General features: G+C 36.4%; 13 protein-coding genes and 1 other annotated feature. All 13 genes read left to right on the forward strand.

The window, feature by feature from the left end; translation table 11 throughout:
• Positions 1-20 precede the first annotated feature (20 nt).
• The 13 genes from floA to glyS all read left to right on the forward strand — a co-directional run bounded on the left by floA (position 21) and on the right by glyS (position 13,143).
• Entirely contained in the window at positions 21-1,007 is a 987-nt protein-coding gene (floA, locus tag NST93_RS03175) for a flotillin-like protein FloA (protein ID WP_405101118.1), read from the forward strand.
• Between the two features lie 32 nt (positions 1,008-1,039).
• Complete coding sequence (locus NST93_RS03180; protein ID WP_405101120.1) at positions 1,040-1,594, forward strand: hypothetical protein; 555 nt, start codon at positions 1,040-1,042, stop codon at positions 1,592-1,594.
• 402 nt (positions 1,595-1,996) lie between these two features.
• Positions 1,997-2,278, forward strand: a complete 282-nt coding sequence (yqfC, locus tag NST93_RS03185) for a sporulation protein YqfC (protein WP_405101122.1) — start codon at positions 1,997-1,999, stop codon at positions 2,276-2,278.
• Between the two features lie 13 nt (positions 2,279-2,291).
• Positions 2,292-3,512, forward strand: a complete 1,221-nt coding sequence (gene yqfD, locus NST93_RS03190; protein ID WP_405101124.1) for a sporulation protein YqfD — start codon at positions 2,292-2,294, stop codon at positions 3,510-3,512.
• 2 nt (positions 3,513-3,514) lie between these two features.
• The gene (locus NST93_RS03195) at positions 3,515-4,480 is read left to right on the forward strand and encodes a PhoH family protein (RefSeq protein ID WP_405101126.1); all 966 of its coding nucleotides are present in this window, start codon (positions 3,515-3,517) and stop codon (positions 4,478-4,480) included.
• Between the two features lie 112 nt (positions 4,481-4,592).
• Positions 4,593-6,767 carry an HD family phosphohydrolase gene (locus tag NST93_RS03200; protein ID WP_405101128.1) on the forward strand — a complete coding sequence of 725 codons (2,175 nt, stop codon included), beginning with the start codon at positions 4,593-4,595 and terminating at the stop codon, positions 6,765-6,767.
• Positions 6,767-7,231 (forward strand): rRNA maturation RNase YbeY, encoded by a 465-nt coding sequence (gene ybeY, locus NST93_RS03205; RefSeq protein WP_405101130.1) that lies wholly within the window; start codon positions 6,767-6,769, stop codon positions 7,229-7,231. Before NST93_RS03200 ends, ybeY begins: the two co-directional genes overlap by 1 nt.
• Positions 7,221-7,583 (forward strand): diacylglycerol kinase family protein, encoded by a 363-nt coding sequence (locus NST93_RS03210; protein WP_405101132.1) that lies wholly within the window; start codon positions 7,221-7,223, stop codon positions 7,581-7,583. The genes ybeY and NST93_RS03210 overlap by 11 nt, the downstream gene beginning before the upstream one ends.
• 326 nt (positions 7,584-7,909) lie before the next feature.
• Positions 7,910-8,812: a GTPase Era gene (gene era, locus NST93_RS03215; RefSeq protein WP_405101134.1), complete on the forward strand. Its 903-nt coding sequence runs from the start codon at positions 7,910-7,912 to the stop codon at positions 8,810-8,812.
• 95 nt (positions 8,813-8,907) lie between these two features.
• The gene (locus tag NST93_RS03220; protein ID WP_405101136.1) at positions 8,908-9,066 is read left to right on the forward strand and encodes a YqzL family protein; all 159 of its coding nucleotides are present in this window, start codon (positions 8,908-8,910) and stop codon (positions 9,064-9,066) included.
• A 40-nt stretch (positions 9,067-9,106) separates the two neighbouring features.
• Positions 9,107-9,856: a DNA repair protein RecO gene (gene recO / locus NST93_RS03225; protein WP_405101138.1), complete on the forward strand. Its 750-nt coding sequence runs from the start codon at positions 9,107-9,109 to the stop codon at positions 9,854-9,856.
• Between the two features lie 62 nt (positions 9,857-9,918).
• Positions 9,919-10,090 (forward strand) — a binding site (T-box leader).
• Between the two features lie 95 nt (positions 10,091-10,185).
• The gene (glyQ, locus tag NST93_RS03230) at positions 10,186-11,064 is read left to right on the forward strand and encodes a glycine--tRNA ligase subunit alpha (RefSeq protein WP_405101140.1); all 879 of its coding nucleotides are present in this window, start codon (positions 10,186-10,188) and stop codon (positions 11,062-11,064) included.
• Positions 11,065-13,143, forward strand: a complete 2,079-nt coding sequence (glyS, locus tag NST93_RS03235; RefSeq protein ID WP_405101142.1) for a glycine--tRNA ligase subunit beta — start codon at positions 11,065-11,067, stop codon at positions 13,141-13,143.
• The last annotated feature ends 12 nt before the right edge of the window (positions 13,144-13,155 follow it).

The raw sequence follows: 13,155 nt of genomic DNA on the forward strand, positions 1-13,155 counted from the left end.
AAACATTAGGAGGAAGATTTATGGATATGAACATTTTGCCAATTATTATAATTGGAATTATCCTGATTGCACTTGCAATTTTATTCACATTTATCCCTGTTGCACTATGGATTAGTGCAATTGCTGCGGGTGTAAAGGTAAATATTTTCACATTAATAGGAATGCGTCTCCGTCGAGTAATTCCGAGCCGAGTAATTAATCCGTTAATTAAAGCACATAAGGCTGGAATTAATGTAACAACGAATCAGCTGGAGAGTCATTATTTGGCAGGAGGAAATGTTGACAGAGTAGTGAATGCTTTGATTGCTTCACATCGTGCAAATATTGAGCTTCCATTTGAAAGAGGGGCTGCAATTGACCTGGCTGGTCGTGACGTTCTCGAAGCAGTACAAATGAGTGTTAACCCTGAAGTAATCGAAACACCATTCATTTCAGGTATTGCGATGGATGGGATTGAAGTAAAAGCAAAGGCAAGAATTACAGTACGTGCCAACATTGACCGTTTAGTTGGGGGTGCTGGTGAAGAAACAATTATAGCTCGTGTAGGTGAAGGTGTAGTTAGTACTATTGGTAGCGCGAATACACACGCGCAAGTATTGGAAAATCCAGATTCAATCTCACATACAGTTTTAGCAAAAGGTCTAGATGCCGGTACAGCTTTTGAAATTCTATCGATTGATATTGCGGATGTAGATATCGGCAAAAACATCGGTGCAATTCTTCAAACGGATCAAGCTGAAGCAGATAAAAATATCGCTCAAGCTAAAGCGGAAGAACGTCGTGCAATGGCTGTAGCGCTAGAACAAGAGATGGTTGCCCGTACGCAAGAAATGCGTGCGAAGGTTGTTGAAGCAGAGGCAGATGTACCTTTAGCGCTAGCAGAAGCATTACGTACAGGCAATATGGGAGTTATGGATTATATGAACTACAGAAATATTAGTGCGGATACAGAAATGCGTGATACAATCGGCAAACTTTCTGAAGACAATGATGATAATAATCAGTAAAACTTCTTTGTTTCCTGTAAAGGAGGGAAGTAATGGGTGAAATTATTGAGTTTATAATGGGTAATATGTTTCTTGTTATTATAATCATTTCAGGGATAATTGGATTCCTGTCAAATAATAAAGAAGAACAGAAGAAGCAGCAGCAAAGAAAGTCCCAGCAGCAGCGCCCAAGGGCACCGAAGCCAGCGTATGAGCCAAATCCAACGCCAACGCCTTCAGGACCGAGAGAAGCGAAACCGAGGCAAAAGGTATATCAGACAAAAACGAAGACAAATGAACAAGATTTAACAATGACATCTTCTATTGCTGATGAACAACAGGCACAGATGGAAAGACTTGAAGAAAAATACGGAATTACTTCCACTGATTTAACTGATCAAGATTTAGTCAGTCAAGGGCTTAATTTAGGTGAATCATTGGTGAACACAAAAGACCTGACTGAGGAACAAGAGGTATTAAAGAAGGACCTCCGTAAAAGTTTGAGAAATAAAGGGCTTATTAATGGGATCATCATGTCAGAAGTGCTTGGTAAACCAAGGTCATTAAAGCCGTATGAAAGTGTCATACTAGAACGTTATAAAAAATAAGCAGAGCCATCCATATATAGTCATTTGACTGCATGTGGATGGCTTTCCTTTTACCTCCATACTGTCTTACATTAAAAACAAACTCTTCGCCCTGGACTGCAGACTTTAACAATTCTGTTTTTTTATGGTATACGTAGTCCATTCATCTCTTTCTACTAGCCTATAATTCTTATTTCCTTAGAAGCCGCTATGTGCGTAAGGTCAAGTACTAAATATATGGACAGTGCTAAAAGTCTCTTTATATTTCATAAATGAATTACATACCAAATATAATATCTAGATCAAAAAAGGATCAGTCCGTTGTAAGGCTGGAAACTATCGAATTTTTACGAAGCAATCTGCTTTGAGCAGGTCTTAATCGCTTCTTCATTTCATAAATATAGAAAAGAGGGGGATGTATAAGTGAAAAAATGGCATCTGCGTGTCCGCAACTTATTTGTTAAATACTTAGCGCTTCCTTCCGATGTTCTGCTTGAATTACCAAGGATAACAGTAATTGGAGATATTCATTTGTATATCGAAAACCACAAAGGACTCGAAATATATTCAGAAAAAGAACTAAAATTAAAAACAAATAATGGGTATGTTCAAATACTTGGTGATTCATTTGTTTTAAAGCTAATGCTGCCTGGAGAAATTTTATTGGAAGGTAAAATCCAGGACATCAAATATCAACCAGGCTAACAGGGAGGGCCATATGAAGCATAATCAAGGGTCTTATATTTCTGGCTATGTTCAAATTTCAATTAAAGGAGAGCAACCTGAAACATTTTTAAATCGATGTGTTGAAAGTGGCATTATGGTATGGGATGCTTCAAAGCCAAATCCAAATCACTGTCTGGCAAAAGTTCATCTCAAGGATATCCATAAGATAAGAAAATTTAGAAAAGGAACAGAATATAAAATCCGTTTTAATAATAAATATGGTTTTCCTTTTGCGAAAAGCAGATTTTTAAAAAAGAAACCCCTGCTTATCGGGTTAATTTTAAGTATATTGTTATTTATTACAATATCAAATATGATTTGGCAAGTTTCAATCACAGGAGTGCCAGAGGAGTTAGAAAAAAAGATATATACGAAACTAACAAGCTATGGTGTTCAGCCTGGAGCGTTTAAATTATCTATTGACTCCCCAAATCAGATCCAGCAATTACTCCTCCAAGATGTCCCAGAGCTTCTATGGGTTGGTGTAGAGCAAAAAGGGACAACCTACCAATTGCAAGGTGTTGAAAAGATTATTATTAAAGATGAAGAAGAAAAATCGCCAGCCAACCTTATCGCAAAGAAAAATGCTGTTATTAAAAGGATGTATGTAAAAAATGGTCAACCGAATGTAAAGGTGAATGATTACGTAAAGAAAGGGAAAATCCTTGTTTCTGGGGAAATTGAAAAAATACAATCAAATCAAGAAGAGGAAGAAGATCAAAAACAAGCTTTTGAAAGAATTGCTGCGGAGGGAGAAATTTGGGCAACAACCTGGTATACCGCTCATGTCACAGTACCATTAGAAGTGGGGCATCAAGAATTAACCGGGAATTTTACGGAGAGTTATAAATTACAGATAGGTGGCTTTACACTTCCGCTTTGGCCATGGCACAAAGAAGAATTTGAGAATGAATTTAAAGAGATTGATAAAACACAGTTAAAACTGCTATGGTGGGACATGCCAGTTCACTTTTTGGAAGAAAAGAAACTTGAACAAACGATAATTGAGAAGAAATTAGCAAAAGAAGAAGCAATTAAGATTGGAATTGAACAAACAAAAAAAGATCTATTGCGCGAGTTAGGTAAAGATGCTCGTATTCTATCGGAAAAAGTTTTGCATGAAACTATAGAGCATGGTAAAGTTAAGTTAAGTTTATATCTTACTGTGGAAGAAAATATTGCTTTTGAGCAGCCATTAAATCAAGGAGATTAAGTATGACAGAAAATTTAACTGAAATTGATTTACAATTAACCAGTCCAACGGAAGCTCTTGCTTTATTCGGGAATAATGACATACATTTAATGCAGATTGAATCACAGCTAAACGTTACTATTGTTTCTCGCGGTGAAAAAGTACGTGTTTCTGGCAGCACAGAAGACATTAAACATGTGGAACAAATCCTATTTACTGTGCTTTCTTTAATTCGCAAAGGTATATCTGTTACAGAAAGAGATATTGTATATGCTGTGGAAATGGCGAAAAAAGGAAATATTAATCAATTTGAAGCATTGTTTGAAGATGAAATCACGAAAAGTGCTAAAGGTAAATCTATCCGGGTAAAGACGTTAGGACAAAAAGATTATGTAGCTTCTATTCGGGCGAAAGATCTGGTATTTGGCATTGGGCCGGCTGGAACAGGGAAAACCTATCTGGCAGTAGTAATGGCTGTAAATGCTTTGAAAAAAGGTCTGGTAAAAAAAATCATTTTAACCCGTCCAGCAGTTGAAGCGGGGGAAAGTTTAGGATTTCTGCCTGGTGACTTGAAAGAAAAAGTTGATCCTTATTTAAGACCTCTGTATGATGCGCTGCATGATGTATTGGGGGCAGAGCATACTGCACGATTGATTGAAAGGGAAACAATTGAAATAGCACCATTAGCTTATATGAGAGGACGTACATTGGATGATGCCTTTGTAATTCTTGATGAAGCACAGAACACAACTCCTGCTCAAATGAAAATGTTTATAACTCGGCTTGGATTTGGTTCGAAGATGGTTATCACGGGTGATATCACCCAAATTGACTTGCCTAGAGGTGTGAAATCAGGTTTGCAAATCGCTGAGAAATTACTAAAATCAGTGGAAGGAATCTCATTTATATATCTTAAAGAGACGGATGTTGTACGACATCCTCTTGTACAGCGTATTATTCAGGCGTATGATAATGAAAATATGGAATAATAGGACCTGTATTTTTGGTCTTATTACATAAGTGCAAATTAGGTTGTCTGTCATTAAGTTGACGACAACCTGGTTTTCTAATTGTAATTCTACATATTAAAGAGGTGAAACAATGAAAAAGAAGTTTAACTTTAATATTGAATCATGGATTAAAAAACGAACAACGTGGTTTTTAATAATTGTAACGATTTTATTACAGGCTATATTCTTCTTTTTCATTTCATTGAACAATGTTTATACCGAGACTTATGATTTGCAGCGATTTGCTACTGCAAACACAACAATCAGGTCACCGATATCAATTGAGAATGAGCAAGAGACGGAAAGAAAAACGAGGGAAGCTGTTCAGCAAGTAGAAGATAGGTATTCTATTTCAGAACAAGTTAATAATGAAGCAATCGGACATACTGAAGAGATATTTGATGCAATTTTAACTTTAAATACAGAAACTCAAGAAGATAATAAAACAGACGAGAACGAAAAGACGAAAGAGAAAACAGATGAATCAGCTACAAGCCCAGAGCCTTTAACGAATGATGAAAAAATTGCAAGACTGAGACAGATTTTATCAGACGATATTGTTCAGGAAGTTAATTCAGAAGTAATGCTGACATTGCTTCATGCATCTGAATCTGAAGTTGCTGACGCAAAGTCGCTTTTTATTAAAACGGTAAATGAGGTCATGCAAAACGGTGTCCGAACTGAAAACTTGCAAACAGCTAGAACGCTTGTCCAAGATGAAGTTAAGTATTCTTCTTTAGATGCGGATCTCAAGGAAGCGTTAGTGGAGCTATCAGCTTTTATTGTAACGGAAAATTCCTTTTTTGACCTGGATGAAACAAATGAAGCAAGAAAAACAGCTGCAAGCAATGTAGACCCAGTAATGATAAAAGCTGGTGAAATAATTGTCAGTGAAGGGCAAATCATTACAAATGAAATTTATGAACAACTGAATCTTGTCGGCTTGCTTGATGGTCAAAGAAATATTTTTCCTGTATTTGGGTTAATTCTTTTATTACTAATAGTTAGTGGAATAATGGCATTTGAATTTAATAAAATTACGCAAAATAAACTATTTGATAATCGTATATTACTTGGCATCTTTTTTATTAGCATCATTGTAGGTATTCTGATGAAAGTTATAAGCTTGTATTCTACAGACAGCAACCAATTTTTCTATATTATGCCAATTGCAACAGGCGCACTTTTGCTTAAACTTCTATTAAATGAGCGTATAGCGATTGTGATGGCTGCTGTATATGCTATTTTGGGAAGCATCATATTTAATGGTTCCATACCAGGTGATTTAAATATTGAAGTTGCGATTTATCTCTTCTTTTCACAGCTTGCCGGTATAATCTTCCTTGTGCATGTGAAAGACCGTTTAGCAATTTTAAAATCGGGGATAGGCATTACAATAGTTAACGTGCTCACTGTATTATTATTCTTATTCCTTTCGTTCGAAAAGTATTCCTTAACTGATTTTCTATATCAGGCAACATTTGGATTTGTTTCAGCATTTTTATCAGCTGTCTTAACAATAGGTTTATTGCCATTTTTCGAAACTGGTTTAGGTATACTCTCAGATATCAAGTTATTGCAGCTTTCCAGTCCAAACCAACCATTGCTCAAAAAGCTGCTGGTAGAGGCGCCAGGAACGTATCATCACTCTGTAATGGTTGCGAATATCAGTGAAACAGCCTGTGAAGCAATTGGTGCTAATGGATTATTGGCTAGAGTTGGTGCTTATTATCATGATATCGGAAAGACAGTACGTCCGCATTTCTTTATTGAAAACCAAATGGGAAGCCGTAATCCCCATGATTTTATGGAACCCAAGGAAAGTGCAAACATTATAATTAATCATCCCTATGATGGAGCGGAAATGTTGAAGAAGAATAAGTTGCCAAAGGAAATTATTGAGATTGCAAAATCACATCATGGAACTTCTTTATTAAAATTCTTTTACTTCAAAGAAAAAGAGAAAAATCCAGATACAAAAGAAATGGAATTCCGCTATCCTGGTCCTAAACCGCAAACAAAAGAAGCGGCAGTAATTAGTATTTGTGATTCAGTTGAAGCAGCGGTTCGCTCAATGAATCAGCCAACAGAAGAAAAAATCGAAGAAATTGTAGCTTCAATTATGAATGATCGTATTTCTGACGGTCAATTGGATGAAAGTCCATTAACATTAATTGAATTAAAAACGATTCAGCAGTCAATTTGTGAAGCGTTGAAAGGAATTTTCCATTCAAGAATTCAATACCCCATAAAGGAGGCAAAATAATGCATATTGATTTTCATGATAATACAAATTCAGTCCCTGCAGATTTTATTGATTTACTACAGCGTCTACTTGAGTTTGCTGGTAAAAGAGAAGGTATTTCTGGTGAAACAGAAATGTCAGTCAACTTTGTTGATAACCGTGAAATTCAAGAATTAAACAGAAATTACCGGCAAAAGGACAGTCCAACAGATGTAATTTCTTTTGCCATGCAGGAAACTGGTGAAGGAGAAGTGAATATTTTAGGGCTGGATATGCCGGTCATCCTTGGGGATATTGTGATTTCCGTAGATCGAGCGAAGGAACAGGCCGAAGAGTATGGTCATTCCATAGAAAGAGAGTTTGCTTTTTTAACAATCCACGGATTTCTTCATCTTCTGGGATATGACCATTTAACTGAGGAAGATGAAAAGGAAATGTTTGGTAAACAAAATGAAATATTGAGTGATTTTGGCATTGAAAGATAAAAACAGAAAAATTGGCTTTTCTTTTGCTGTAAAAGGCATTATTGCGGTACTGAAGACAGAACGGAATTTTCGTGTTCACCTGATGTTTCTGCTTGTGGTCGCTGCCTGTGGTTTTTTCTTTAAAATCAGTGCATTTGAGTGGATTGCAGTAGTGATTGTAAGTGGTATGGTATTTACCAGTGAAATGCTTAATACAACAATTGAAAAAACAATTGACTACTTAAGGCCTGAACATCATCCAATGGCGGCATTTATTAAAGATGCTGCAGCCGGAGCAGTTCTGATTTGTGCAATTACAGCGGTTATCATAGGAATTATCATCTTCCTGCCAAAATTATTAGCAATACTTTAAATGAACATACTAACAGAGCTAATGTTTTAGCTCTGTTTTTTCGCCTTAGCAAGGAGTGTAAACTGTACAACAATTCGGACTGCGGACCACAGTAGAAGATATTACAAGCGGTTTCAGTTGTAACAGTAAATATCTTTTATGTTAAGTTTTTTAAAAAGAGGAAATTGATGTTTCGACATTAGGTATTTTGTGGAATAGCTATAAGAGAGGGAATTAGTGAATATTGGAAAAGAATCAGAAGTTTTTATAACTTTTGTCGAAAGTGTGAATCGTACTTCTTTTTGTAGTATGATAAGATAAAAGAAAGACATCTCGGAGGAAAACATATGGAAACGAATTTTAAATCAGGTTTTATATCAATCATTGGTAGACCGAATGTAGGTAAATCTACATTTTTAAATAAGGTTATAGGTCAAAAAATTTCAATCATGAGTGACAAAGCGCAAACTACACGTAATAAGATTCAAGGTGTGCTCACAAAAGATGATTTTCAAATGATTTTCATCGACACACCTGGCATTCACAAACCAAAACATCGTCTCGGGGATTTTATGATGAAGGTTGCGGAAAATACGTTAAATGAAGTAGATACAGTATTGTTTATGATAAACGCGGATGAGGGCTTTGGCAAAGGTGATCAATTTATAATTGACCGTTTAAAGCAAGTGAAGAGTCCAGTCTTTTTAATCATTAATAAAATTGATCTAGTTACTCCGGAAAAATTACTGGAAATAATCGATGAATACAAAGATAAGGGTGATTTTGAGGAAATTATTCCAATTTCTGCTTTGCAAGGGAATAATGTGAATCATTTACTAAATGAACTGTTGAAGCATTTACCAGACGGGCCGCAATATTACCCGGCTGACCAGGTTACTGATCATCCCGAAAGGTTTGTTATTACAGAACTTATTCGTGAAAAAGCGCTCCATCTAACTAGAGAAGAAGTTCCTCATTCCATTGCAGTGGCAATGGAAAATATGGAGACGAGAAAAGATGGGGTAATTTTAGTTCAAGCTACAATTATTACTGAAAGAAGCTCACAAAAAGGGATAATTATTGGAAAGCAAGGAAGTATGTTGAAAAATATTGGACAGCAGGCTAGAAAAGACATTGAAACTTTACTTGGTTCGAAAGTATATCTGGAGCTTTGGGTAAAGGTGAAAAAGGATTGGAGAAACAGACAAAGTCAGCTTCATGAATTAGGATTCAGAAAAGACGAATATTAATCTTGGTAAATTTTAATACTTATTATTTCTATTACTTACGGTCACGATAAGATATAGTTACATTTTCAACAACAAATAGAAAGGCGGGGTTTCTTGTGCTCGATATAACATGGAGAGTTTTTAGTCAAACAGGAAACATTGAAACCTATTTATTACTAAAGGAAATGGAAAATGTAGGCGATGCAGTGAATGAAGAACAAAATGCCAATGAACTGAGCATGTTTACAACAGCTGAAACGCTAAATGATATATAATATATGCTGATTTGTTTGTAAGAATGAAAAGGGTTGAAGCATGATGCTTGAAAAAATCGAAGGGATTATTATAAAGCAGATTGATTATGGAGAAACAAATAAAATTATTACGATATTCAGTAAGAATATAGGTAAATTTACTGCACTGGCAAGAGGTGCTAAAAAGCCCCGCAGTAGAATGGCTGCAGTCGCACAGCCATTTATACTCGGGCAATTTTTTGTTTATATTAATCGGGGTTTAAGTACGGTTCAGCAGGGAGAAATTATTCATTCCTTTCGTAAGATTCGTGAGGACATCATTAAAACTGCATATACAGCTTATATAACTGAACTCACAGAAAAGTTACTTGATGATAAATCCCCTGATCCATTTTTATATGTACAGCTATATGAAACGATGAAATGGATTGCTGAAAAGGAAGACAGTGAAATACCGATTATGATGTATGAGCTTAAAATGTTTGCTAAAGGCGGGTTCGCCCCTGTTTTTTCTCACTGTGCGCATTGCGGGACCAGAGAAGATGCAAATGCTTTTTCAATTCCCGAAGGCGGTCTATTATGTAATAAGTGTAAGCATGTAGATCCTGATGCGATTCAATTATCAAAAATACAAATAAAAATGCTTCATCTTTTCCAGAATGTCGGGCTGGAACAAATTGGTGATATATCGGTTAAACCGGAGAACCGAAAACTGTTTCGCCAGATAATCGATGCATACTATGATCGTTATGGAGGATTTTATTTGAAATCAAAGAGATTTCTTAATCAACTTGATAAGTTTCGGGAATAAAACACTTTAATTTGACAGAAAAGTAATTCTGAAGTATGATTTTTACATATTTAAAATGAATAATTCAAGCGCTGAAGGAAAAGAGTACTTATCACATTTCTATTTATAGAGAGTCCAGGATGGTGGAATCTGGATACTGGAAAAATAAGGAAAGGCGTTCCTGAGCTTAACTTTAAAGTGACTCTGAGTTTGAGTAAGTAGGGTGGAACCGCGGATAAAAAAGCCGTCCCTATGTTTGTCCAATGGCAAACATAGGGACGGCTTTTTTCTTTTAATTAAAACTTAAAAAGTATCTGCTCATGAAGTATAAGAATATGGAGGTACATGCTATGAATATTCAAGAAATGATATTAACATTGCAGAAGCACTGGTCTGAACAGAATTGTATCCTTGTACAGGCCTATGATGTAGAAAAAGGGGCAGGGACAATGTCACCTATGACATTGCTGCGAAGTTTGGGGCCGGAGCCTTGGAATGTGGCTTACGTTGAGCCATCCCGCAGACCGGCTGATGGACGATATGGTAATAATCCAAACAGACTTTATCAGCATCACCAATTCCAGGTTATTATGAAGCCATCACCAGATAACATTCAAGAGCTTTATTTGGAATCATTGAAAAAAATCGGGATTGATCCACTACAGCATGATATACGCTTTGTAGAAGATAATTGGGAAAATCCGACATTGGGAGCGGCTGGTCTCGGTTGGGAAGTGTGGCTTGACGGTATGGAGGTTACACAATTTACATACTTTCAGCAAATCGGCGGCCTAGAGGCAAATCCAGTTTCGGTTGAATTAACATATGGGGTAGAACGACTAGCTTCATATATCCAGGATAAAGAAAATGTTTTTGACTTAGAATGGACAGATGGCGTTACAGTAAGGGATATTTTCTACCAGCCAGAAGTAGAACATTCAAAGTATACGTTTGAAGAATCAAATACAGATATGTTATTTGAACTGTTTTCAATGTATGAACAAGAGGCAAAAAGAACGATGGAAAAAGGACTTGTATTCCCATCTTATGATTATGTATTGAAGTGCTCGCATACTTTTAATCTTTTAGATGCGAAGGGTGTTATTTCTGTAACAGAACGAACAGGATATATAACAAGGGTTAGAAACTTAGCGCGAAGCATTGCTAAGGCCTATATTGAAGAACGGGAAAGGCTTGGTTTTCCAATGCTGAAAAAGGAGGAGAAGTAAATGGCTGAAAATGTTTTACTTGAGGTTGGATTAGAAGAATTGCCAGCACGTTATGTTGATGATGCACAAAAACAGCTAAAGGAAAAAACTGCTGCATGGCTTGATGAATTAAGAATTGCATATCAATCGATTACTTCTTACTCAACGCCAAGACGATTAGCAATTATTATTCATGGGATCGACGAAATGCAAGCTACTATCGAAGAAGAAGCAAGAGGACCAGCACTTAACATTGCAAAGGACAGTGAAGGTGAATGGTCAAAGGCAGCGATTGGCTTTGCAAGAGGCCAAGGAAAAACAGTTGATGATCTTGTGGAAAAAGAAGTCAAGGGCAAATCGTATGTGTTTGTAACGAAACGCATTGAGGGTCAGCCTGTAAAAGATATTCTGCCGGGACTTAAAGAGATTATTGAATCGATTTCATTTGGGAAAAACATGCGCTGGGGAACAAAAACTTTACGCTTTGCACGTCCGATTCGCTGGCTAGTTGCATTATATGGCGGGAAAGTTATTCCATTTGAGATTGCTGGTGTAAAAACCGGAAACAAAACATACGGTCACCGCTATTTAGGTTCTGAAACAGTGATTGACAATGAATTAGAATATGAAGAAACGTTAAAGAATAACTTTGTGATTGTTGACCCAATGAAAAGGGAAGAAATGATTGTCAAAGGGATTAAAAACATTGAGAAGAATAAAGATTGTCAAATTATCGTCGAAAGAGATTTACTTGATGAGGTGAGAAACCTTGTTGAATACCCAACTGTATTCTTTGGTTCTTTTGAAGAAGAATTTCTGAACCTTCCAGCAGAAGTATTAATTATTTCGATGAAAGAGCATCAGCGTTATTTCCCTGTCACGAATCATGAGGGCAAGTTGCTTCCACACTTTATCGGTGTTAGAAATGGCGATGAATATGCGCTTGATACAGTGATTAGAGGGAATGAGAAGGTACTGCGTGCACGATTAGCGGATGCTGAGTTCTTCTATGAGGAAGACCAAAAAAATTCAATTGACTTTTATTTGGATAAAATCAGTCGAGTTGTTTTCCAGGAGAAACTTGGTACACTCGCTGAAAAAGTTGAACGCGTCAAATATATTGCAGACAAAATTGCAGATAAACTAGAATTAGAAAGTGACACAAAAGCTCTAGCACTACGAGCTGCGGAAATCAGTAAATTTGATTTAACAACAAATATGGTCAATGAGTTTCCAGAATTACAGGGTGTCATTGGTGAAATATATGCCAAGAACTTCGGTGAGAACAAAGAAGTTGCATCAGCTATACGTGAACAATACTTACCAAAACAAGCACAGGGCGAGCTTCCTCAGACTGAAATTGGTGCGTTGTTAAGTGTTGCGGAAAAAATAGATACGATTGCCGGTATTATCATTGTTGGTTTAATCCCAACTGGATCTCAGGATCCTTACGGTTTAAGAAGACAGGCTGCTGGAGTTATGCGGATATTAGAAGATAAAAATTGGGATATTACACTCGAATCTATTTTACAGATTGCAAAAGAGCTTTATCAGAAACTTGAAATTGAAAAAGTATCTGATCACGATGAGAAGATTCATGATTTCTTCCAATTGCGAGCAGCCTTCCTTATGAAGGAAATAGGAATTGAACAGGATATTATCCAGTCTGTTCTTGTAAATAAAATCGGTCATTTTAAATATGCTGTTCAAAAGGCAAAATTATTATCAGAAAAACGGCAAGAACATTCCTTCAAAGAGAAGGAGGAAGCACTTGTCCGTATCTTGAATCTTGCTGACAAGGCAGGGAATGCAAATATCCAGCCGGATTTATTTGAAACAGATTCTGAGAAGGCATTATATGAACGATTCATGCAGTCAAAAAAAGCATTTTATCAGTTTGATAAAGCACATCAAGCAGATGAAGCATTTGAACAATTAGAAGTGCTGGCATCTCCAATTCACCACTTTTTTGACAATAATATGGTTATGGCCGATGATGCTGAAATCAGAAATAACCGTCTTTCACTTGTCTTGGAGATAGCTGAGCTTGTAAAAGATTTTGCTGATTTATCCTTAATTGAATGGAAGCAAAGTTTTTAAAGGCAAGAGTAT

This window comes from Oceanobacillus sp. FSL H7-0719, assembly GCF_045040795.1.
Classification (GTDB): Bacteria; Bacillota; Bacilli; order Bacillales; family Amphibacillaceae; genus Oceanobacillus.